This window comes from Streptomyces prunicolor, assembly GCF_045162825.1.
GTDB lineage: Bacteria > Actinomycetota > Actinomycetes > Streptomycetales > Streptomycetaceae > Streptomyces > Streptomyces prunicolor.
This window is the reverse complement of the sequence record NZ_CP108676.1, coordinates 2,280,607-2,301,839: the sequence shown is the minus strand read 5'-3', so window position 1 is coordinate 2,301,839 and position 21,233 is coordinate 2,280,607. Positions and strand designations below refer to the sequence as shown.

General features: G+C 70.0%; 20 protein-coding genes and 1 pseudogene. 7 read left to right on the top strand and 14 right to left on the bottom strand.

The genetic code is table 11. From position 1 onward, the window contains the following. Positions 1–37 precede the first annotated feature (37 nt). Complete coding sequence (locus OG588_RS10295) at positions 38–1,231, bottom strand: hypothetical protein (RefSeq protein WP_405947016.1); 1,194 nt, start codon at positions 1,229–1,231, stop codon at positions 38–40. Between the two features lie 307 nt (positions 1,232–1,538). On the opposite strand from OG588_RS10295, the gene OG588_RS10290 reads away from it, so the two are divergent. Beyond that, positions 1,539–2,519, top strand: coding sequence for a DNA polymerase thumb domain-containing protein (locus OG588_RS10290; protein ID WP_405947015.1), 981 nt, complete (start codon positions 1,539–1,541; stop codon positions 2,517–2,519). 28 nt (positions 2,520–2,547) lie between these two features. On the opposite strand, the gene OG588_RS10285 is transcribed toward OG588_RS10290, so the two are convergent. After that, positions 2,548–2,754 (bottom strand): hypothetical protein, encoded by a 207-nt coding sequence (locus tag OG588_RS10285; RefSeq protein ID WP_405947014.1) that lies wholly within the window; start codon positions 2,752–2,754, stop codon positions 2,548–2,550. 163 nt (positions 2,755–2,917) lie between these two features. Continuing rightward, on the bottom strand, positions 2,918–3,292 hold the full coding sequence (locus OG588_RS10280) for a cupin domain-containing protein (RefSeq protein WP_405953083.1): 375 nt from the start codon (positions 3,290–3,292) through the stop codon (positions 2,918–2,920). A 119-nt stretch (positions 3,293–3,411) separates the two neighbouring features. Between OG588_RS10280 and OG588_RS10275 the strand changes: the two genes are divergently transcribed. Further along, the gene (locus OG588_RS10275; protein ID WP_266873883.1) at positions 3,412–3,855 is read left to right on the top strand and encodes a MarR family winged helix-turn-helix transcriptional regulator; all 444 of its coding nucleotides are present in this window, start codon (positions 3,412–3,414) and stop codon (positions 3,853–3,855) included. A gap of 146 nt (positions 3,856–4,001) precedes the next feature. Then, a complete protein-coding gene (locus OG588_RS10270; protein ID WP_405947013.1) occupies positions 4,002–4,862 on the top strand; it encodes an esterase/lipase family protein in 861 nt (286 codons plus the stop codon). Positions 4,863–4,930: 68 nt separating this feature from the next. Here the strand turns inward: OG588_RS10270 and OG588_RS10265 are convergent, their stop codons facing one another. Then, positions 4,931–5,971, bottom strand: a complete 1,041-nt coding sequence (locus tag OG588_RS10265; protein WP_405947012.1) for a lytic polysaccharide monooxygenase — start codon at positions 5,969–5,971, stop codon at positions 4,931–4,933. Positions 5,972–6,168: 197 nt separating this feature from the next. On the opposite strand from OG588_RS10265, the gene OG588_RS10260 reads away from it, so the two are divergent. After that, positions 6,169–6,621, top strand: coding sequence for a GNAT family N-acetyltransferase (locus tag OG588_RS10260; protein ID WP_405953082.1), 453 nt, complete (start codon positions 6,169–6,171; stop codon positions 6,619–6,621). 27 nt (positions 6,622–6,648) lie between these two features. On the opposite strand, the gene OG588_RS10255 is transcribed toward OG588_RS10260, so the two are convergent. Next, positions 6,649–6,783: a hypothetical protein gene (locus tag OG588_RS10255; RefSeq protein WP_328684266.1), complete on the bottom strand. Its 135-nt coding sequence runs from the start codon at positions 6,781–6,783 to the stop codon at positions 6,649–6,651. 136 nt (positions 6,784–6,919) lie between these two features. On the opposite strand from OG588_RS10255, the gene OG588_RS10250 reads away from it, so the two are divergent. Beyond that, positions 6,920–7,528 carry a class I SAM-dependent methyltransferase gene (locus OG588_RS10250; RefSeq protein ID WP_405947011.1) on the top strand — a complete coding sequence of 203 codons (609 nt, stop codon included), beginning with the start codon at positions 6,920–6,922 and terminating at the stop codon, positions 7,526–7,528. A gap of 40 nt (positions 7,529–7,568) precedes the next feature. Here the strand turns inward: OG588_RS10250 and OG588_RS10245 are convergent, their stop codons facing one another. Then, a complete protein-coding gene (locus tag OG588_RS10245; RefSeq protein WP_405947010.1) occupies positions 7,569–8,069 on the bottom strand; it encodes a DUF402 domain-containing protein in 501 nt (166 codons plus the stop codon). Continuing rightward, entirely contained in the window at positions 8,050–8,979 is a 930-nt protein-coding gene (locus OG588_RS10240) for a GNAT family N-acetyltransferase (RefSeq protein WP_405947009.1), read from the bottom strand. The genes OG588_RS10245 and OG588_RS10240 overlap by 20 nt, the downstream gene beginning before the upstream one ends. Positions 8,980–9,066: 87 nt before the next feature. Here OG588_RS10240 and OG588_RS10235 point away from each other — a divergent pair, with 87 nt between their 5' ends. Further along, a complete protein-coding gene (locus OG588_RS10235) occupies positions 9,067–9,438 on the top strand; it encodes a GntR family transcriptional regulator (protein ID WP_405947008.1) in 372 nt (123 codons plus the stop codon). Positions 9,439–9,556: 118 nt separating this feature from the next. Here OG588_RS10235 and OG588_RS10230 read toward each other — a convergent pair whose 3' ends face one another. Next, positions 9,557–10,651: a DUF5925 domain-containing protein gene (locus OG588_RS10230; RefSeq protein WP_366097789.1), complete on the bottom strand. Its 1,095-nt coding sequence runs from the start codon at positions 10,649–10,651 to the stop codon at positions 9,557–9,559. Positions 10,652–10,848: 197 nt separating this feature from the next. On the opposite strand from OG588_RS10230, the gene OG588_RS10225 reads away from it, so the two are divergent. Next, positions 10,849–12,264 (top strand): GH39 family glycosyl hydrolase, encoded by a 1,416-nt coding sequence (locus OG588_RS10225; protein ID WP_405947007.1) that lies wholly within the window; start codon positions 10,849–10,851, stop codon positions 12,262–12,264. A 43-nt stretch (positions 12,265–12,307) separates the two neighbouring features. On the opposite strand, the gene OG588_RS10220 is transcribed toward OG588_RS10225, so the two are convergent. The 6 genes and pseudogenes from OG588_RS10220 to OG588_RS10195 form a co-directional block, all read right to left on the bottom strand. Continuing rightward, positions 12,308–16,162, bottom strand: a complete 3,855-nt coding sequence (locus OG588_RS10220) for a lipopolysaccharide biosynthesis protein (protein ID WP_405947006.1) — start codon at positions 16,160–16,162, stop codon at positions 12,308–12,310. Next, complete coding sequence (locus OG588_RS10215) at positions 16,155–16,955, bottom strand: polysaccharide deacetylase family protein (protein ID WP_405947005.1); 801 nt, start codon at positions 16,953–16,955, stop codon at positions 16,155–16,157. Before OG588_RS10215 ends, OG588_RS10220 begins: the two co-directional genes overlap by 8 nt. Positions 16,956–17,158: 203 nt before the next feature. Then, a pseudogene (locus OG588_RS10210) lies at positions 17,159–18,142 on the bottom strand (glycosyltransferase family 2 protein); the annotation flags it as partial. Beyond that, positions 18,139–19,014 (bottom strand): glycosyltransferase family 2 protein, encoded by an 876-nt coding sequence (locus OG588_RS10205; protein ID WP_405947004.1) that lies wholly within the window; start codon positions 19,012–19,014, stop codon positions 18,139–18,141. The gene OG588_RS10205 and the pseudogene OG588_RS10210, both read right to left, overlap by 4 nt. Positions 19,015–19,384: 370 nt before the next feature. Then, positions 19,385–19,717 carry a hypothetical protein gene (locus OG588_RS10200; protein ID WP_405947003.1) on the bottom strand — a complete coding sequence of 111 codons (333 nt, stop codon included), beginning with the start codon at positions 19,715–19,717 and terminating at the stop codon, positions 19,385–19,387. A 300-nt stretch (positions 19,718–20,017) separates the two neighbouring features. Next, entirely contained in the window at positions 20,018–21,226 is a 1,209-nt protein-coding gene (locus tag OG588_RS10195) for a S8 family peptidase (RefSeq protein WP_405947002.1), read from the bottom strand. Positions 21,227–21,233: the final 7 nt, after the last annotated feature.

Here is a 21,233-nt window from a genome sequence, read left to right as displayed (position 1 = left end):
GGAATGTCATGGGTGCAGGGTGCGGTGGCGGGCAAGGTCACAGCAACGCGGCGATGCCCTCCCGGTTCTCGGGCAGCCCGGCCGCGCGGAACCACAACACGTTCCCGGAGATGCCGCCCGTCGCCTCGTCGTTGTCCACGAAGGCCCGCAACAGGTCGCGTTGGGCGGCGGCGAGCGGGTGGGTCGGGTCGTAGCCACCGGCAAAGGCTCTGAGCAGGATCGGCCCGCGTTCGTGGTCGGTGACCGATGTGCCGTCGGCGGTCACGATGGCGACTGCCACTGGTGCCACCTCCTCGAAGGTTTCGGCCAGGTCGAGCGCGGAGCGCAGCACGGTGAACCGGAACCACCCGTCGAGCCCTGGCAGCGGCTCGGGGAACCAGCTGTCCGTCGTTCGCGGGTCCCGCAGGGCGTCGAGGAGGACAGCGAGAGCGCGTGGCCGGTCAACAGGGGCGGGACCGAGCGCGGCGCAGACCCGCACAGCCGGGTCGGAATCGGCGAGCAGGTCGGAGGTGTCCATCCGCCACACGCCGAGCGCCCGCGCCACACTCGCTCGCTCCCGTCGCCCCGCCGCGGAGCCCAGCCGTGCCCGCAGCAGCGTGGCGGCCCGCGGCACCCGGTCGGCGAGCCCTGGGGCGGAGAGGAGCGGCACTGCGGCGCCGAGCGAGGCCTCGCGGACGTGGGGATCGGGAGAGGAGAGGAACGGCTCGACGGCGTCGTACAGGGTGGGGCGTATCTCCCGGCACGCGTGCAGTGCGGCGAGCTCGTCCGGGTCGTGTTCGCGTCGCGTCGCGTCGTGCCAGGGCGCCCACTGCCAGTCGGTTCGGTCGCGCACCGGGTCCTCCCCGTAGGCGGCCGACTCGGCAACCTGCCCCAGCCAGCCGAGCAGGGCGGCCCGCAAGCTGCGCGGCGGCCCGTCGTCCCACGGGAAGTGCCCCTCGTGCTCGGCGAGGCCCACGGGGTGGTCGAGGACCGCAGCGACGAACAGCGCCGCGGGCGCGGTGACGGTGTACAGCGAGCCCTGGTGCAGCACGCCCATGTCCAACGCGGCCAACGCCTCGGACCGAACCTCGGGATCTTCGTCCACGAGGGAGCACAGGGAGACCGGTATGTCCTCACCGGAACCGTAGGCGTGCTGGAGGGACTCCCAGGCCGTCCCCAACAGCAGTTCTCGGGCCGCTGCCGGCAACCCGCTCAAAATCCGCGTCATGCAGGCACTCTCGCTGTCCGTCATGCACGCACCCTGCCAGCACCCACTGACAACGCCCCCTTCTCGGAAGAGGGACGAACGGGAAAACCGCAGCTCGGCCCGCTCAGTCACAGGGGGCTCGAACGTCAAGGGCAGTCTTCGCCCACCTGGCGATGTTCGATTCGTGTTCGATATATTGATCTCAGGGGTGCAGAGGCAACCCTCGGAGCACTGAGAGGCGGATGATCATGCTGCTGCGAACGGCGTGCGTCTCGCGGCCCATGCCGACGAGCCCGTCCGCGGCAAGGAAAAGAGACACCCTGAGGCATCTGGAGAACCCCGGGAGTGCGGGATGACTACGCGTCAGCGGCACATCGCCCACCTGCACCTGCACGACGTGCTGAGTGAGGCCCAGTACAACGACGCGATCGAGCGGATGTCTGGAGTCACGCCCCATGTCCAGGCCGTTCGGCCCGACGCCGTACAACTCGATCTGACGTCGGCGCTCCGGTACTTCGACCTGCGCCCGTACGACATGGTCCAGACAGCGATGATCAGACTGAAGCTCTTCTACGGCCTCGACAGCAGCGCAGGCCTCGCGGGCAACCGCATGCTGGCGGCCATGGCGGCTGATGAGTCCGCGCCCGGCGAGACCACCTGGGTCCCTGCCGAACGGGTCGCCGACTGGCTGCACCCCCGACCGGTCACCGCACTGCCCGGAATCGGCCGCGCCACGGCGGACACACTTCACCGGTACGGCCTGCACACCATCGGTCAGCTCACCGACCTGCCCTCGGCGACCCTGCAACGGCTCCTCGGCGCGGGCCAGGCACGGCTGTTGACCGAGCGCGCCCGCGGTCACGACCCCCGCCCGGTCGTCCCCGCGGAACCGGCGGCGCACTTGGCCGCCGACCTGGTCCTGAGCCGGGACTGCCTCGACCCGGCCCAACACCACCGAGCCGTCCTGGGACTTGCCAACCGGATCGGTCAACGCCTGCGGGGAGAAAGGCAGTTCGCGGGCCGACTCACTCTCACGGTCCGCTACGCCGACCGCAGCTCCAGCACGCGCACCCGCGCCCTGCCGGAACCCACCGACCACTCACCCGCCCTCGCCGCCACCGCCCTGGGCCTGTTGACCTCCCTCGGACTGCAACGCGCCCGCGTCCGCGCCTTCGTACTCCGTGCCGACGATCTGCGGCCGGCCGGCAGTGCCTACCGTCAGCTCTCCATGGATCCGGCAGACGCCCGCGCCCGCGCGGTCGAAGCCGCCGCGGACCGTGCCCGTCGACGCTTCGGACCGGAGGCGGTACGCCCGGCGGCGCTGGCCGACTGACCTCTGCCGGCCACAACCGTCCCTGCGCTCAAGGGTGTTGGCTCAGGTCGGGGTTCTTCCGTATCCGCCAGGCCCGCAGCAGCAGGAAGAGCCCGATCAGCACGACCACCACGCCCAGTACCGCGTACTGGCCGTGGCCGGACATGGCCGAGCCGTTCATCGCGCCGACACCCTGCGCGATCCAGACCGCGCCGAGCACGACGAGGATGATCCCGCCGACACCACGGACCACCATGGTCACTCCATTTCCCGCACCGATACGTCACGCGGACGGCACCCGCCCGCGTTCATCGCTCAGCTTCGTCCTGTTCGGCGCGGCTGGGGCGGTCGAAAACCTTACGGAACGAGAACGTCGTGCGGTCGCCGTCCCCATGTGACCAAGGCCGCTTGTCCGTACGTCAGTTGGCCCACGGTGCGACGATGCGCGTGCCGTCCGCCAGCTCCGCCTCCAGGCCGATGGTCGTGGTGACCCAGGTGACCGCGGTCCGGTCGGTGGGGTTCTCGGCGCCGAAGGTCACGCCGGGGTTGATGATCAGCGTGTCACCCGCGCCGACCCGCTCGGTACGGCCGTCGAGCGTGATCACCAGCTCGCCTTCGAGGATGTGCAGGATCTCCTCGCGGTTGACGGTGTGCAGGGTGGCTTTGGTGCCGGCGGGGATCTCGCCGCGCCAAGCGCACAGTTCCTTGCTGCCGGTGGAGGGGTGGGCGTACGAGACGAAGCGGGCGCCGTGGATCTCGTGGACGACGGCGTCGGACGGGTGGACGACGGGCATGACTGCCTCCAGAAGTGGCCGGCTGGACAGCCGGGTGGCCAGATGGTCAAGCTGCTTGACCATGTCCCCAATATGGTCAAGCAGCTTGACCGGTTCGTCAAGGGTGTTTCAATGCCGTCGTGGAGAACTCCGAGGCCATCGCCCTGACCGCCGCCCTGCTCGCCGCCGCGGGTGACCTGACGAAGCGCATCAACGACGGGGTCGTGGCCCGCGGGTTCGAGGTGCGCCCGGCGCACGGCTTCGCCTTTGCGCGGCTCGCGCCGGACGGTGCGACGGCCACCGATCTCGCCGCGCACCTCGGCATCACCAAGCAGGCAGCGAGTCAGCTCGTCGACGAACTCGTGCGCAAGGGATACGTCGAGCGGCGTCCGCATCCCGGTGACGCGCGCGCCCGGCTGGTCGTGCTCACGGAGTTGGGCTGGGCCTGCACGCGAGCCGCGGAGGAAGCGGCGCTGGAGGCCGTGCAGCCCTGGATCGAACTGCTGGGTGAGGGTGAAGTGCGCGTGTTGTGTGACCGTTTGCGGCGAATTGCGCCCTACGGTCCCCTCAGGCCCGCCTGGTGACTGGCTATCACTGGAAGTTTTTACTGACGCGTAACTTCACACTTCACCTACTCGCTCGTAACTTGACGAGTGAACAGCATTCTTGTGATCCGGATCACAGGGCGTAAGGCCGTCGCAACTCCCTTGAGCCGCAAGGAGATCACACGATGCTGCCCTGGAAACGAGTGCTCAGACCCCTGACCGCACTGCTCCTGACCGCCGCGGTCGTCGCCGTACCCGCCGCCACCGCCCAGGCGTCGACCGCGTCCAGCACCGGTTGGAACGACTACAGCTGTGAGCCCTCCGCCGCCCACCCCGACCCCGTCGTCCTCGTGCACGGCACCTTCGCCAACGGCACCGACAACTGGCTGGCCCTCGCGCCCTACCTGGAGGCCCGCGGCTACTGCGTCTTCTCCCTCGACTACGGCCAACTCCCCGGCGTCCCCCTCGTATACGGCCTCGGCCCCATCGACGAGTCGGCGGCACAGCTCCAGGTCTACGTCGACAAGGTGCTCGCCGCGACCGGCGCCGCCAAGGTCGACCTCGTCGGTCACTCGCAGGGCGGCATGATGCCCCGCTACTACCTCAAGTTCCTCGGCGGCGCCGCCAAGGTGGACGCCTTCGTCGGCATCGCGCCCGACAACCACGGCACCACCCTGGACGGCCTCACCAAACTCCTGCCGTACTTCCCGGGTGCCGAGGACGTGATCGCCTCGGCCGCTCCCGCCCTCGCCGACCAGGTCGCCGGCTCGGCCTTCCTCGCCAAGCTGAACGCGGGCGGCGACACCGTCCCCGGTGTTCACTACACGGTCATCGCCACCAGGTACGACGAGGTCGTCACGCCCTACACGAGTCAGTTCCTGAGCGGGTCCGACGTGCACAACGTGCTGATCCAGAACCTGTGTTCAGTCGATCTCTCCGAGCACGCCCTGCTCGGGCTGACCGACCGGATCGCCTTCCACGAGGTCGCCAACGCCCTCGACCCCGCGCACGCCACCACCACCAACTGCCTGTCGGCGCTCAGTTGACCGTAGGCGCACCGCGGGGCCTGTCCGACCTGAGCCGCCGGACAGGCCCCGCCCCCTGCACAGCCGTACTAACGGCCGTGCCGTCCATGGCCGTTGGTCGCGCGACGGCGGACCGAGGCGAACAGGGCCGCCGCGCCGAGCGCCAGGGAGGCGGCGCCGCCCACGATGAGATACGGCGAGCTGTTGTTGGCGCCGGTCTCGGCGAGGTTCTTCGAACTCCCCGCCGTCTGCGGCTCGTTGGCCTCGGTGGTCGGCTGGCTCGTCGCGGCGACCGGCTCCGCCGACGTGCTCGCGTCCGCGTCCCCGTGGCCGTGGTGCTCGACCGTCGACTTGTCGGCGCCGGCCGCGATCTGTTGGCTGGAGGGCGCGGAGGCGGTGGGGGCCGGAGTCGTGGGAGCGGCCGGGGTGGGCGTTGAACTGCCCCTTGAACTCCCGTCCGTACCAACGCCGTTGGCCTCCGTGCCGCTGCCGCTGCCGCCGAAGCTGACGTCCGAGCAGGAGTAGAACGCCTCCGGGCTGTCCGAGCGCTGCCAGATCGCATACAGGAGCTGCTTGCCTGAGCGTTGCGGCAGGGTGCCGGAGAAGGTGTAGAAACCGCCCGAGGCAACCGGGTCGGTGGAGGTCGCGACCGGGTGCTCCAGGTCCAGGTCCGCCCAGGCGAGCGGCTGCGCGGGGTCGTAGCCGGACTTGGTGATGTACACCTTGAAGGTGCCCTTGTGCGGGGCGGTCACGCGGTACTTGAAGGTGTACGAGCCGCTGCTCACGCTCGTCGCCGGCCAGTCGGCGCGGGCCAGGTCGAGGCCCTTGAACTCCTCGTTGTTCGCGCTGCACAGCTTGCCGTCCGGGATCAGCGTCTGATGCTGCCCGTTCGCGTCGCCGATCCGGATGCCGTTCCAGTCGTAGAGCGCCTGCGTGCCGCCGGCCGCGACCGCCGCCTTGCACGCGTCCGACTTCGGGCTCTCCGGCCCCTCCGCGTAGCACTGCGCGACCCTGCTGACCGGGTCGCCCATCGAACCGTGCGCCACCGCGGGCGCCGCGCCGAGCGCGGTCAGGGCGAGCGGGGTCAGACCGAGGACGGCGACAGCGGCGGCCTTACGGCGTGCGGGCATGGCGGAACTCCAACTCCTCGGACGGTGCGCGGCGCGGGGGACGGATCCCGTGGGGGTGATCAGAAGCTAGCCCCTGGAAACCGCGAAATCGCCTGTTGGAGAGGGGGGAGGGAGATCCTTATGGTGGCGTTAAGGCAGGGCTAACTGAGGGCTCAGGGAGGGACGGTTCCGTGAGCGCGGAGAGGGATGTGGTGCGGATGAGTGGACCGGACGGGGTTCGTGTCGCCGGCGTCCCCGATGTACCCGTGGTGAAGGCCGTGACCGACATGGCGTACCGCCACTACATTCCGCGCATCGGTGTGGTGCCGCAGCCCATGGAGGCGGACCACATGGCGAATGTGGTCGCCGGGCGCGTGTACGTCACGGGAGAGCCCGTGATCGGGCTGGTGGTGATCGAGGAGCGTGAGGATCACCTGTTCCTCGACAGCATCGCCGTCCACCCCGAGGCGCACGGCAGGGGCGTCGGGCGGCTGCTCCTGGACTTCGTGGACGCACGCGCGCGTGAACTCGGTCTGCCGGAAGTCAGGCTCTACACCAACGCGCTGATGTGGGAGAACCAGAAGATCTACCCGAGGCTCGGGTACGAGGTCGTGGAGCGGCGCACGGACGGGCCGTACGACCGCGTCCACTACCGGAAGCGGCTGCACTGACCGGGGCGGACAGGCGGCAGGCCGGGCTCAGCCGTCCGGCCACCACGTGCGGGCGATGTCCTTTCGGACCTCGGGGCGCTCCACAGGGCGCTCGTCGGCCTTGTCCCGTACCCGACGGGTGTCCGACTTCTTCAGGGGCTTCTGCACGGTTACGCGGCGCATGGCTGCCTCCTTGTGTCCACCCGGGGTTCGTGTTCTCACGGGGTGGACCGTTCCCGGGAGGGTGACTCATCGGCGGGGATCTGTCTGTGGTCGCTGTCACGATGGGACTGTCAGTGGCGGGTGTCACCCTTGGCGCATGAGTGAACCTGTAGCGAACTACGACTGGGACGCGGAGGCCGCCGCCTTCGACGAAGAGCCTGATCACGGCCTGCGCGACCCGGAGATCCGGCGGGCCTGGGCCGACCGGCTGCGCGCCTGGCTGCCCGCCGACCCCGCCGACATCCTCGACCTCGGCTGCGGCACCGGCAGTCTCTCGCTCCTCGCGGCCGAGCAGGGGCACCACGTCACCGGCGTCGACCTCTCCCCGGCGATGATCGACCTCGCCCGCGCGAAGCTGGCCGGCCGTGACGCGGCGTTCCTCATCGGTGACGCGGCCGTGCCACCGGTGGGTGAGCAGCGCTTCGACGTCGTCCTCGTACGGCATGTGCTGTGGAGCCTGCCCGACCCGGCCCGGGTCCTGCGGCACTGGCGCGGACTGCTGCGTCCCGGCGGCCGGCTCGTGCTGATCGAGGGTGTGTGGGGCACGGTCAGCCCGGCCGGCATACCCGCCGACCGTCTCACCGAGCTCCTGGCACCCCTGGTGTCCGCCGCCGGGCAGGTGCGCGTGGAGCGGCTCTCGGACGACCCGCTGCTCTGGGGCAGGGCCGTGGACGACGAGCGGTACGCGGTGGTGGCCGTGCCGTAGCCCGGCCCGCCCCGCCGTCACACCGACAGCGCGCCGGACGTCACGCCAGCAGCGCGTCGAACCCGCCCGCACGGGCCAGCCTCTCCAACTCGTCGAGCGCCCCCACGGCCGCCGCCGCGGCCGCGGGGTCCGACCCGGCCAGCCCGCTCTCCTCGAACTCGTCCTCGTCCAGCCGCTGTACGTCGCTTTTGTCGGCGGAGACCCAGAGGTCCAGATCGAGGTCCTCCACGACGAGTTCGGCGCCCGAGAGCGTGGCGGGGCGGGTGATGTCGCAGTACCAGCCCTTCAACTGCCCGGTGCTGTCCCGGACTTCCTTCACGGCGTACCAGCGGTCCCGCCAGTAGTACTCGGTGAACACGTCGCCTCGCTCGAACCGCACGAAGCCGAAGTCGCGGACGCCGTCACCGGCCCACGGGGCGCGGACGGCGAGGCGGACGCCGTCGTCGAAGAGCAGTTCCGCCGAGTAACGGATCTTCGTACGGCCCGCCTTGACGAGGACGACGTCCAACTGGCGTGTGGGATCAGGTGAGTTCACGGACATAGCGCACCTCCGCGGCGCAGATTTCGTAGCCGAACCATTTGTTGATCGCGAGCATCGGCTCGTTGCCGGCGTCGTTGCCCGTGAACGCCTCCGTGTATCCGGCGGCGCGGGCGCGGTGCAGGGAGTCGTTCTTGGCGAGCTTGGCGAGGCCCCGGCCGCGATGGGCGCGGGCGCTGCCGGTCATGGCGGTGAAGTAGCGCGTGCCGCCGTCCGCGCGGACCGCGCTGAAGGCCGCAGGGCGTCCGTCGACGACGGCCACGGACGTCAACTCGGCGCTGAACAGGGGGTGTCGCCAGGTCTCGTCCAGCCAGGCCTCGTAGTCGCTGAACTCGGTGTCGATGTCGCTGGGTTCGTCCCGCGACGCCTCCGCGTCCAGGGCGAACAGGGGGCGCGGGTCGGCGTCGAAGTCCGAGCCCGGGCGGATCTCCACGTCCGGCGGCGGGTCCTGGAGCGGAGGCAGCGTGCCGTGCGCCAGGTCCAGGCGGAGGAAGCGCGCGGAACGGCTCGCCGTATAGCCGAAGTGCTCGGCGAAGACGCGGTTGGCCGGGTCGTCCAGGACCCAGGCGTGGAGCCGGGTGGCGTTCGCGCCGGCCAGGTGTTCCTCGGCGGTGCGGACCAGGAGTCCGCCCGCGCCCCGGCGGGTGTGCTCCGGGTGCACATGCACGTTGACGAAGCCCTGGCCCGGCTCCGGGCTGTCGTAGGCGATGCCCACCTGGGCCGTGCCGATGATCTCGCCGTCCTCCTCCGCGACCAGCCTGCGCAGCGCGGCCTCCGGATGGGCGTGGGCGATGTCGAAGGCGACGGACTCCGGGGTGAACACCATGAAGGGGAGGACGACACGGCGGACCTGGACGAAGCCGTCCAGGTCGGCTCGGACGCCGGGGCGAAGGTCGCGCACGATCACGGTCATGGAGTCGCACGCTACGGCGGACCCGAGCCGGAGTGCCTCCCATTTTCCGGTGGGTGCGTTCTGTGGTGGGTGCGGGACAATCGGGCCGTGACTTTGAAGATCCACATCGACGACAGTGCGGCGCCGTACGAGCAGATCCGCGCCCAGATCTCCGAGCAGGCGCGGGCGGGGGTGCTGCCGGTGGGGTACCGGCTGCCCACCGTCCGAGGGCTGGCCGAGTCGCTCGGGCTCGCCGCGAACACGGTCGCCAAGGCGTACCGGGCCCTGGAGGCGGACGGGGTGATCGAGACGCGCGGGCGCAACGGGACGTTCGTCGCTGCCGCGGGCTCGGCGGCTGAGCGTGAGGCGTCGTTGGCCGCGCAGGCGTATGCGGAGAAGGTGCGGCGGTTGGGGCTTGCGGAGGGGGATGCGGTGGCGGCTGTGCGGGATGCCCTGCGGGCGGCTTACGGGGAGGGGTGAGGGAGTTCGGCACCGCCGTTGTGCGCCGTTGTGGCTGAGCGCCGCTGCGGCGGAAATGAATGGCAGCCGTATTGGATGGGTTGCCGGCGGGCTACGAGCCGTAGCGCAGCCGGTGTCGTCACAAGTACAACCCCGCGTCCGCGCCCTCTCGTTGGTCCGGTACCGACGTCGGCTGGGTGCCCCGGCGCAACGCGTACAGCTCCGCCAGGGTCGCGCCCTCGCGGCCCACTCCCTCCTCCGTGCCGAGCCAGTTCACCGCCTCCTTGCGGGTGAGCGCGCCGACCTCGATACGGGCCAGGCAGCGGCCGGGGCGGACCACGGCGGGGTGGAGGCGCTCCAGGTCCTCGTTGGTGGTGACGCCCACCAGGACGTTGCGGCCCTGGCCGAGGAGGCCGTCCGTGAGGTTGAGGAGGCGGGACAGGGCTTGGCCCGCCGTGTGCTTCGCCTCGCCGCGGATCAGCTCGTCGCAGTCCTCAAGGAGGAGGAGCCGCCAACGCCCTTTCCCCGTCGTGTCGTCCTCGCCGATCGCGATGTCCATCAGATAGCCGACGTCACTGAACAGCCGCTCCGGGTCCAGCACACAGTCCACCTGACACCAGTCCCGCCAGGAACGGGCCAGCGTGCGCAGCGCCGAGGTCTTGCCGGTGCCCGGCGGGCCGTGCAGCAACAGCAGCCGGCCCGCGATGTCCTCCGGCGTCGTCTTCATCAGGGTGTCCATCGCGTCGGCCACCGGACGCGTGTAGTTGGCGCGCACCTCGTCCCACGTGCCCGCCGAGATCTGCCGGGTCGTCCGGTGCGGGCCGCGCCTGGGGGAGACGTACCAGAACCCCATCGTCACGTTCTCCGGCTGCGGTTCGGGCTCGTCGGCCGCGCCGTCGGTCGCCTGGTCGAGGACTTTCTCGGCGAGCTCCTCGGTCGTCGCCGTGACCGTGACGTCGGCGCCCCTGTTCCAGCGGGAGATCAGCAGGGTCCAGCCGTCGCCCTCGGCCAGCGTCGCGCTGCGGTCGTCGTCGCGGGCGGCGCGCAGCACGCGGGCGCCCGGCGGGAGCAGGGTCGCCCCGGACCGTACGCGGTCGATGTTCGCCGCGTGCGAGTACGGCTGCTCGCCCGTCGCGAAGCGGCCGAGGAACAGCGCGTCGACGACATCGGACGGGGAGTCGGAGTCGTCGACGTTGAGCCTGATCGGCAGAGCGTCGTGTGGGTTAGCGGACATGGGGCCATGATCCGGCACAGGGACGCCCCGTGCACCCGCTTTCCGTAGTGCGCCCCCGAGTGTCGCCTCCGCCAGGTGCGCCCGATGCATCCGATGTGTCCCGCTTGTGTCCGCCGTGTATCCCCTCCTTCCTGTTACAAGGCTGTGCACGCGCAGACCTGCCCCACCGCCCGGAACCGACGTTACTGTTGCCCTTGATGGGACGTCATGGGTGGAATTCGGGGGCACTGCGGTGGCGGCTCACCGCGCTGCTCGGCGTGGGTGTGGCCGCACTGGCCCTGATCGTGACCCTGATCAACACGCTGCCCGGCGGCGGCAGCACCGCGGGCACCTCGCGCGACGGCGACAAGGTGCACGGCACTCCGGCGAGCCCGCCCGACGAGGACCGGCCGGAGGTCGGCTGGGGCTTCACCCACACCCAGTACAGCGCCGACGAGGGCAGCGACACCGCGACCGAGCGCGTCGAGGGGCTGCTGGCGAAGTCCCAACTCCCCCAGGACCAGGCCATCATGGGCTGGGGCGCCGACAACCCCGAGCCGGTGAAGGGGCGTTACGACTTCGGCGCCCTGGACCGCCGCGTCGACTTCATGCGCAAGTCGGGCGGCACCCCCGTCATCACGCTGTGCTGCTCCCCGGACTGGATGAAGGGCGGCAAGTCCGGTGTCGGCAACACCGATTGGAGCCAGGCCTCGTTGGAGACGGCGCCGAAGCCCGAGCACTACGCGGACTACGCGGCGCTCGCCGCGACGGTCGCCAAGCGGTATCCGGACGTCACCCACTTCATCGTGTGGAACGAGTTCAAGGGCTTCTGGAACGACGCGAAACAGCGCTGGGACTACGAGGGTTACACCCAGCTCTACAACCTCGTCTACAAGGCGCTGAAGAAGGTCAACCCGAAGATCATGGTCGGCGGTCCGTATCTGGTGATGGACAGCGTGGACCCGCGCGACGCGAACGCCTCCAGCACCTTCAAGGGGACTTGGGGCGCGATGGACCAGCGGATCATCGACGCCTTCGACTACTGGAACAAGAACAAGGTCGGCGCGGACTTCGTGGTCGTCGACGGCTCCAGCTACACCAACGACGACGACCTGCTGCCCAACGAGTTCGGGGCCACCGACAAGCTCACCGCGGTGAGCGAGTGGGTACGGCAGCAGACGCACGACCTGCCGCTGTGGTGGGCCGAGTACTACGTCGAGCCCGCCGACGGCAACGACGACCGCAAGGGCTGGTCCGAGACCCACCGCGTCGCCGTCCAGGCCACCGGCATGATCGCCATGGCCAAGGGCGGCGCCACCTCCGGCTTCTACTGGAACCCGGAGGACGAGAAGGGCACGGACTGCGCGGGCTGCCTGTGGACACCGACCGACAGTTCCGACGGCGGGAAGCAACTCCCCATGTACGACCTGGTGTCCCGCTTCGACGCGGCCTTCGGTCCGGGCACGACGTACGAGACCGTGTCGGTCGCCGCCGACGACGTGCCCAACGTACGGGTCCTCGCCACCGACAGGACGATCCTGGTCGTGAACACCCTGGACCGGCAGATCAGCGCGAAGGTCGACGGCAAGGAATTCGACCTGGCGGCCTACGGGGTCAAGTGGCTCACGCGATAAGCCACTTGACCCCGTAGAACCCCGGAACTCCGCTGCTGCACGGTCACTTCATCGTCAGGAACCGCTGCACCAGCGAGGCCAGTACCACCGCCAGCAGCGGCAGCGAGAACCAGAAACTGCTCTGTAGCCACCGTAGTTGACGCACACTCGGCCGGACCGCGACCCGGACGACCTCGCGGGCCGTCAGCATCAGGATCAGGGCGAGGGCGGCGAGCGCGCCGACCACCGACCACGGCGTCCAGGTGATCTGCGGTCCGATCGGCCCGGGATCGGGCTTCGGGACCGCACCCGCCGGCTGCTCGCGCAGGGAGTACATGGTCACGTCGGCGTTGACGAGGACCTTCTTCAACTCCTGCCGGTTGTCCAGGTTCTGGATGAGCCGGGACTCCCAGGTCGCCGAGTAGCCCGCGTCCAGCTGGAGCGAGACGACCTGGCTCTTGTTGAGCATCAGATACGAGTTCGGGCCCGCGTCCTTGAGCGCCTTCACCAGACCGGACACCAGCACCGGGTCCGAAGGGGCCAGCGTGGGAACGTAGTTGACCCGCTCCATGTCCTTCGCGCCCCACGGCATCGCCGGCGTCACGTCGTTGACCGTGTCCTCGGTCAGCCACAGCAGTCGTACGGTCGGCTTGTCGTGGGCGTACACGTAGTTCATGGCCGCGACCTCGCCGGGCCGCACCCGCTCGAAGCCCTCGTTGCCCCAACGGGCCACCAGGAAGCCGCTCATGAGCAGCAGCCCGGCGAGCAGGGCGGCCAGCGGGGCGAGGCTCATCCGGTCCTTCTCGCGCTCCTTGGCGGTGGCGCCGGTGCGCGGGAAGAGGGCGAGGCCCGCGAGCAGGGCCGCGCCCGGCACCGCGAACATGAAGACGCGCAGCGCCATCTCGCCGCCGTAGGACTGCATGCCGAAGCCCAGGAACGGGACGAAGGTGAGGACGAGGAGGGAGCGTTCGCGGTACTTGTGGTCGCGGCGGCGCCACCAGCCCCAGCAGGCGAAGGCCATGACACCGCCGGCCAGCAGGACGCGGGTGTAGAGGACCAGCTTGTGGGTCGAACTGCCGCCCTGGATACGGCCGGAGACGGACGTCGAGACATTGCTGCCGACGCCGCCGACCCCGCCGAACAGGTCGTTGAAGTGCCCGGACCAGTACGGCTCGGCCATGAAACCGAGCCAGACCGCGACCAGCACCCCGAACAGGATGGGCAGGCCGCGGAGTTCGGAGCGGCCGATCAGGACGAGGACCATGAGCACGCCCAGCATCACGAACGGCGTGAGCTGGTGGGCCGGGACGCTCGCCGCGAACAGACCGATCAACACCAGGAGCAGGACGGCCTGTTGGCGCCGGTCGGTGGGTTCGACCTCCGCCTCGCCGGGCCGGATCTTCGTCCACAGGACGTGCGGTGCCCGGAACCAGACCAGGAGGATCGCGACGAAGGCCAGGTAGAGGAGGAACGTGAAGCCCTGCGGGGAGAAGTAGTCCTGGCCGACCCAGCCGCTGAGCACGAAGATCCAGATGCCGGTCCACTTCGCCCGCCAGCTCGCCCGCAGTGAGCGCACGAGCAGGAACATCGGTGCCAGATAGGCGAGTTGGATGGCCGTGGGCCACCAGCGGATCACCTCGGACCAGTCGGTGACCCCGCACGCCTTGCCGATGAACGCGGCCACCGCGAAGAAGCCCGGCCAGCTCCAGCGGGCGTCCAGGTCGGGTACGGCCGACCCGGTGCGGTCGATGTAGTCGATGAACCCGAGGTGCTGCCACGCCGTCGGGAAACGCGGCTCGGGCTCGATCACCGCGGGCAGCGCGTGCAGCGAGACCACCGTCGCGAGCAGGGTGATCAGCAGCAGCGCCTTGTGCTCGCGGCCCAGCCACAGCAGCGAGGCGAACACCACGATCAGCAGCGCGGCGCCGACCAGCGTGGGCAGCGGCAGCACCGAGATCAGGCCCAGCCCGCCCATGCGGTCCAGATCGGACTCGCCGAGCCGCGCCGCGGGCACCCAGTACAGGAGCAGCGCGGCGACCAGCAGACAGCCGAGGACGACACCGGGACGGGTGGGCATCAGGCGCTCGCGCAGGGACAACGGGCGTGCGGGCGGCGGCACTTCGGACTCCCGCGCCTTCCGCTCCTGCTCCGCCGCGTCCGCCCGGGCCTGTTCCCGTACGAGCGATTCCTCCGGTACGACCACGCGGTCGGAGCCGTTGGCGGGCTCGAACGGCGCGTCCACCTCCGGCTCGGCGGACGGGCTCACCGAGGACTCCGAGCCGGGTTCCCGTTCCTCCACCGGCAGTCCCACGATCTCGGACCGCTTGATGCCGAGCGCCCAGGTCGGCCGCTGCTCGCCGGACACGATGGGCGTGCCGGTGGGCGGGGTGCCGGGGCCCGGGCGTACGTCGGGCCGGCGTTCCAGGTGGTCGAAGTCGACGTGGATGCCGAGCGCGAGGGTGTCGGAGTCGAGCGCCCAGGCCGGACCACGACGGCGCGGCGCGGTGGCCGGGACCTCGCGGGCGCCCAGGTCGGCGAGGTCCCCGTCGGGTGCCGCGTCCTCGGGCAACTCCGCGGCCGGTGCGGCCCGTAGCGTCTTGAAGAGCTTGGGCGCGGCGATCGCCACGATCACCGCGAGGCTGGAGATCTCGGCGACGCCCGCGCCGGTCAGGCCCATGCGGGGGAGCAGCAGCAGTGTCAGACCGAGCACCAGGACACACAACAGGCCTTGCAGCCAGGCGAGTCCACCGGTGCGGCTCTGCGCGCGCAGCACCGCGAAGTACGTCTCCATGAGGACCCGCAGCAGCGCGCCCACCGCGAACCAGCGCAGCAGCGGCGTCGCCGCGTCCGCGTAGCCCGCGCCGAACACGCCCAGGATGTACGGCGCCCCGATGAACAGCAGCCCGCAGATCGGCAGCATGATCCGGGCCATCCGCTTGAGCGCGGCCCGGGTGTTGGCGGCGATGCGCGCCGGGTCGTGGGAGCCCTCGACGGTCAGCGAGGCGCCCATGTTGATGGCGAGCAGGTTGACCGTGCCGCCTATCGTCGTGGTGATGTAGAAGTACGCGTTGTCCTCGGAGCTGACCTGCGAGGCGATGATCACCGGCACCAGGTAGACCACGGCGAGCGAGAACAGCGAGCCGGTGTAGTCCCCGGCGAGGAACCTGCCGATCTCCCGCAGCGTCGGCGGCTTCGCGTGCTCCTCGGTCGCCTTGATGTGCCGGGGCACCAGCCGCCGGAACACCAGCCAGCCGAGCGGCACCACGGAGAACGCGATCGCGGCGACCCACGACACGAAGACACCGCTCGCGGCGAACACCGACGCCAGCCCCACGAGCAGCGCCAACTTCACCGCGGAGAACACGGTGTTGCCCACCGGCACCCAGGGCGCGCTGCGCAGCCCGGTCAGCACCCCGTCCTGGAGTGTGAGCAGGTTCCAGGCGACGACCGCGACCACGAAGCCGAGCGCGGGGATCGGCCCGTGCAGGAAGCGGTACGAGGGTCCCCAGTCGCTCAGGGTCAGCAGGAAGATCCCGGCCCCGCACGCGACGACGATCGAACTGCCCGCGTACGTACGGAAGATGAGGCGTCCGGTGGCGCGTCCGGCGACCGGGATGAAGCGGGCCAGGGCGCCGGTCAGCGTGACCGCCGTGAGCCCGGCCAGCAGCTTCATCGCGGCGATGGCAGCCGAGCCCTGGCCGACCGCGGTGGGCGAGTAGTAGTGGGCGGCGATCAGCCAGTAGCCCAGCCCCAGCACCGCGGAGATCCCGGTGTTGAGCATCAGGGCGTAGGCGTTGCGGAACAGCGGGCTGCCGCCGGAGGACTTGCTCCTTCCCGGCAGGCGCAGTCGGCGCCCCGTCCGCTGGGGCGCCTCGGTCTCGGGCGCCGCGTCCTGGGTGGTGGTCGTCGTGTCAGACACGGGAACGGCTGGCCTTCCGGCGGACCTGTCGAGCTCTGCGGACCATGGCGTACCCCTGGGTGAGGGCACGGTCCCTGGCGAAGTTACGGGCGATCGCACGGCCCTCGACGAGCCGCTCGAACTCCTCGACTCCCGTACTGCGGCGCACAGTTACCCGCCTTAGCGCGTACGGCCCCTGGCGGCGCCGGGCGAGGTCGTTGCCGACGGCGAGCGCCTGCGCGAACCCGGTCTCCCGTACCGCCTGGCGCACCCGGCGGCTGGAGTAGCCGTACGGATACGCGAACGAGACGGGTACGGCGCCGAGTTCGTCGGCGACGATCTCCCGGCACCGGACCAGCTCCGTCCGTAGGGTCTCGTCGTCGAGCTGGTCGAGCTGCGGGTGGGTGTGGCTGTGGCCGCCGATCTCGACGTCCGCGCCCGCGAGTTCGCGCACCTGGTCCCAGTCCAGCATGGTGTCCAGGCCGCCGCCGGTGTCGTGGGCGCCGCGGATCCAGCCGGTGGTGACGAACAGGGTGGACGCGAAGCCGTGTTGGGCCAGCGCGGGCAGTGCGTGCCGGTGCACACCCTCGTAGCCGTCGTCGAAGGTGATCAGGACCGGGCGCTCGGGCAGCGGTTTGCCGGAGCGCCAACTCGCGGCCAGATCAGCCGTGTTGACGGGCGTGAAGCGCAGGTCGCCCAGGAGTGCCAGCTGCTCCGCGAACGCCTCGGGCGCGACGGACAGTTCGCGGGTGGCGTCGTTCGGGGCGGCGGCGATCGAGTGGTACATCAGGATCGGCACCGGTGTGTCACTCATGGTCGCCCCCCGCCGCGCTCGTCGCGGCCACCGCGTCCGTGTGTGTCCGCGCGTCCGTGTCCGCTCCCGCGTTCGGGTGCGTCCCCATGCCCGTGCGCGCCCCCATGCCCGCGTGCTTCCCCACGCCCGCGTGCCTCCCCGTGCTCATGTCCGCCCTCCGCGCTCATTACCGCCCCCGCGCCCGCCCCCGCGCTCGCGTGCGTCCCCTCGATCTCCACCACCGCGTAGGTTGCCCCGCCGCGCCGGGCCCGGACGCTTCCGACGACATACCCGCCCGCCGCCGTGAACACCCCGGCGACGATCGCGCCCGCCCGGCCCGCGCCGCCCGGACGGGCGAACACGGCGTCGCGCAGCCCGCGCACGACCCCGGCCGGCAGGACCCGGGTCGTGTACCGGCGCTCCGACTCAAGTCCCTTGTCAGCGCCGACACTTCGGGCCACCAGCGCCTTGGAGAGACCCTCGGCGTACGTACGCGTGCGGAAGTACCCGAAGTGCTCACGCACCGCGGGCACCCGGTGGTGGATCACCGCCCGGTCGTCGATCAGGAGCACCGCGTCCGGTCTGGCCCGCGTGAGCCGGATGCAGAGTTCCGTCTCCTCGCCGCCCAGCGGACGCTTGTCGCCGTCGCGTCCGATACCGGTCGCGAAGCCGCCGGCCGCGTCGAACGCCGTACGCCGGAACGAGGCGTTGCCGCCGAGGACGTTGCGCACCCGGACCCGGCCCGGCGGTAGGCCCTTGTACGTGCAGCCCACCACCCAGTCGAACTCCTCGGGGAACCAGGCGGGTCGGCGCCCCGACGCCCAGATCGGCATCGTGCGGCCGCCGACGGCCATCACCTTCGGATCGGTGTACGCCTCGGTGAAGTACCGCAGCCACTCCCGCTCGGCCACGGCGTCGTCGTCGAGGAAGGCGATGACCTCGCCGCGCGAGACGGCGATGCCGGTGTTGCGGCCCGCGGACAGACCGCGCGGGCCCGCGTTCGCCAGCACGCGGACCTCACCGGTTTCCTCGACGTCCTTGTACTCCCTGGTGAGTCGGTCCAGGAGAGCGGGGTTGTGGTCGACGACCAGCAACGTCTCCAGCGCGGGCCGTGACTGCGCCCGCACCGAGGAGACCGCCGCGAGGATGTCCTCCCAGCGGTCCTCGGTGTAGACGCAGATCACGACGGAGATGTCGGGACTGCTCAAGACACCTCTCCCCGCACCGAGTTGAGCTGCGGGTCGAGCTGCTTGTCGAGTTGAGGATCGCGTTGCGGGTCGAGCGTGTCGATCATCGTGGAGTGCGAACGACGGCGCAGCGCACGCCGGTTGGAGCGCTCCTTGAGGATCACCTTGAGCACCCGGATTCCGTCCCGCACGGCCCGCAGATTGCTCGTGCCGTGGATACGGAGGTACTCGTGACTGGGGATCTCCTGCACCTTGAGACCGGCCTTGACCACCCGGATGTTGATGAGTGTCTCGATCTCGAAGCCGGTGCAGTCGAGGTCGATCTTGTCGAGGCAGTGCCGCCAGAACGCGTTGTATCCGTAACAGAGATCGGTGTAGCGGGCGCCGAACTTGCGGTTGACGATCGTGCACAGCGCCCAGTTGCCGAGCTTGCGGATGAACGTCATGTCGTCCGTGCCGCCGCCGTTGGCGAAGCGGGAGCCCTTGGCGAAGTCCGCGCCCGAGACGAGGGCGGAGACATACTTGACGATCTCGTGTCCGTCGGCCGAGCCGTCCGCGTCGACCATCACGATGATGTCGCCGCTACAAGCCTCGAACCCGGTGATCAGGGCATCCCCCTTGCCCTTGCCCTGCTGTTCGACGACCTTGACCCCGGGCCACAGCTCGCGGGCCACCTCGACGGTGTTGTCGGTGGAATTGCCGTCCACAAGAACCACTTCGTGTATCCACGCGGGCAGTGTCTTGAAGACGTAAGGGAGATTCTCCGCCTCATTCATGGCGGGAATCACCACGCTCACCGGCGGTGTGATCGCCAGGTGAGAGGAGATGGGCCGGTAAATGGCCGACATTAACGGATCTTGGCCCGATGCAGCTGGGCGCAGAACAGAACTCACGAATCTGGTCCCTCTCGTCCGGCGGACCGCCCGCCCCTGGGCGGCCCGGCTCTGTGCTCCGGTTCGAAAGGGGGGTTCTCACGGGCGCCACGGAGAATACGGATCTCCGTGCACGCATGGTGAGCTGGCAAAACTGGTCGACCCCCGGAAAACATGAAAGCCGGCCGCGCGGACGACTCGGTCACAGAATTCGGTCACCGAGCACGGCACCCCCCTACCGCGCCCCGCCCCGGATCCATCGCGGTCCTTGAGCCCTCCCCTAGAGCCGCTCAATGATGAACCAGTGCGGGTGAGATGTACGACGGTATTGATGATTGAACCTGTATGGCAAGACCTGGAAGGAGGTCTCACGTTTTTGTTGGTTTGACCGTTACACAACTTTGTCAGCCGTTGTGCGGCCCGGCATATGCCGTATGAATACCGATAGCGCTATCAGGCCACTGATCACCGCCACCGTGATGATTCCGCCGTCGACCGACCACCGGTGTACGGCCAGCATTCCCTGGGCCACCAGCATGTCGACGACCACCGCGCCCGCCACCGAGGTGAGAACACGGCCGAAAGGATCAAGTCCGCGCAACACCGCGGCAATTGCCGAAGCCGGCGCAGCGAACAGGAAGAACAGCGCGAACGGACCGCGCAACGGTGATCCCGAGTCGGCAAGCGCGAGCAGCGCCCCGACCCCTCCCACGGCGACTGCCACGCCTGCGAGCAGCGGTGCCAGATCCCTCCCCGGTCCTGGCCGTGCCCGCTCGGTGTCAGCGACGGATGGTCTCTTGATACGTATGGTCTGCATTGGCGACTTTGCCCCCCAGCGCGCCGGATGCCGGACTTCAATGTCGCGCAGCCCGACCGGGCACGTCAAGGTGCGGAAGCCGCTTGCACCGGTTCTCGTGCATCCCCGAAAGGATGTTCCCCGGAGGCGTGTGCTGCCTCCGGGGAAACGGCTGTTCGGGCGGAGCGGTGGAGCGGGTGGAGCGGGTGAGCGTGGTGCGGGCGGGTGTTACGAGACGAGCTTCAGCAGCTTGTTCGGCGAACCCGTGCCCGCGCTGGTCACGACGCCCGAAGTGGCGCCGTTCACCAGGGCCGTGGCGACCTGGGCCGGAGTCGACGAGGTGTGGCCCGCGAGGTAGACGGCAGCCGCGCCCGCCACGTGCGGGGTCGCCATCGAGGTGCCCGACAGGGTGGCGGTGGCGGTGTCGCTGGTGTTGTAGCCCGCCAGGATCGACGAGCCGGGCGCGAAGATGTCCAGTATCGAACCGTAGTTGGAGTAACTGGCCTTGGCGTCCGTGCTGGTGGTCGCGCCGACCGTGATCGCGGCGGAGACCCGGGCGGGGGAGTACGAGGAGGCGTTGGCGGCGCTGTTGCCCGCCGCGACCGCGTAAGTCACGCCGCTCGATATGGAGTTGGCGACCGCCGTGTCGAGCGAGGTGGAGGCGGAGCCGCCGAGCGACATGTTGGCGACCGCCGGCGTGGTGTGGTTCGAGGTCACCCAGTCGATGCCCGCGATCACCCCGGCCGTCGTACCCGAGCCGCTGTTGTCGAGCACCCGGACCGCCACGATGTTCGCCTTCTTGGCGACGCCGTACGTCGAACCCGCGATCGTCGTCGCCACATGCGTGCCGTGGCCGTTGCCGTCGGAGGCGGTGGTGTCGCCGTCGACCGCGTCGTAGCCGTACGCGGCACGGCCGCTGATCTGGGTGTGCGTGATCCGCACGCCGGTGTCGATGACGTACACGGTCACGCCGCTGCCCGCGCTGTCCGGGTAGGTGTACGTCCCCGAGAGCGGCAGTGCGGCCTGGTCGATGCGGTCCAGGCCCCAGGGCGCGCTGGACTGGGTGGTATCGGTCAGGTGGACGCGCTGGTTCTGCTCCACTGCGGCGACCGCCGGATCGGCGGCGAGTCTCTTCGCCTCGGTCGCGCTGAGGCTCGCCGAGTAGCCGTTCAGTACTGTGCCGAACGTCTTCGTGACCGTGCCGCCGTACTCCTTGACCAGCCCCTTGCCCGCGGCCGAGGACGCCTTGAGACCGGCGCTCTTCTTGAGGGTGACGATGTAGCTGCCGTCGACGGCTGTGGGGGAGCCGGCGGCCAGTACCGTGCCCGTGGCCGGGGCGGCCTGGGCGGGGAGTGCGGTGAGCCCGCCGACGAGAGCGGCGGTGGCGGCGCCGGTGATCGCGGCGAGCCGGAGCTTGTTGCTACGCAGGAGTGCCATTCGAGGG

What these genes read in the sequence shown, in the direction of transcription:
- OG588_RS10215 (WP_405947005.1), bottom strand. Translation starts at nt 16,955, where the DNA reads ATGAGTGACACACCGGTGCCGATCCTGATGTACCACTCGATCGCCGCC.
- OG588_RS10265 (WP_405947012.1), bottom strand. Translation starts at nt 5,971, where the DNA reads ATGCCCGCACGCCGTAAGGCCGCCGCTGTCGCCGTCCTCGGTCTGACC.
- OG588_RS10245 (WP_405947010.1), bottom strand. Translation starts at nt 8,069, where the DNA reads ATGTCCGTGAACTCACCTGATCCCACACGCCAGTTGGACGTCGTCCTC.
- OG588_RS10295 (WP_405947016.1), bottom strand. Translation starts at nt 1,231, where the DNA reads ATGACGGACAGCGAGAGTGCCTGCATGACGCGGATTTTGAGCGGGTTG.
- OG588_RS10230 (WP_366097789.1), bottom strand. Translation starts at nt 10,651, where the DNA reads ATGTCCGCTAACCCACACGACGCTCTGCCGATCAGGCTCAACGTCGAC.
- OG588_RS10250 (WP_405947011.1), top strand. Translation starts at nt 6,920, where the DNA reads ATGAGTGAACCTGTAGCGAACTACGACTGGGACGCGGAGGCCGCCGCC.
- OG588_RS10290 (WP_405947015.1), top strand. Translation starts at nt 1,539, where the DNA reads ATGACTACGCGTCAGCGGCACATCGCCCACCTGCACCTGCACGACGTG.
- OG588_RS10225 (WP_405947007.1), top strand. Translation starts at nt 10,849, where the DNA reads ATGGGACGTCATGGGTGGAATTCGGGGGCACTGCGGTGGCGGCTCACC.
- OG588_RS10270 (WP_405947013.1), top strand. Translation starts at nt 4,002, where the DNA reads ATGCTGCCCTGGAAACGAGTGCTCAGACCCCTGACCGCACTGCTCCTG.
- OG588_RS10240 (WP_405947009.1), bottom strand. Translation starts at nt 8,979, where the DNA reads ATGACCGTGATCGTGCGCGACCTTCGCCCCGGCGTCCGAGCCGACCTG.
- OG588_RS10255 (WP_328684266.1), bottom strand. Translation starts at nt 6,783, where the DNA reads ATGCGCCGCGTAACCGTGCAGAAGCCCCTGAAGAAGTCGGACACCCGT.
- OG588_RS10195 (WP_405947002.1), bottom strand. Translation starts at nt 21,226, where the DNA reads ATGGCACTCCTGCGTAGCAACAAGCTCCGGCTCGCCGCGATCACCGGC.
- OG588_RS10285 (WP_405947014.1), bottom strand. Translation starts at nt 2,754, where the DNA reads ATGGTGGTCCGTGGTGTCGGCGGGATCATCCTCGTCGTGCTCGGCGCG.
- OG588_RS10280 (WP_405953083.1), bottom strand. Translation starts at nt 3,292, where the DNA reads ATGCCCGTCGTCCACCCGTCCGACGCCGTCGTCCACGAGATCCACGGC.
- OG588_RS10260 (WP_405953082.1), top strand. Translation starts at nt 6,169, where the DNA reads ATGAGTGGACCGGACGGGGTTCGTGTCGCCGGCGTCCCCGATGTACCC.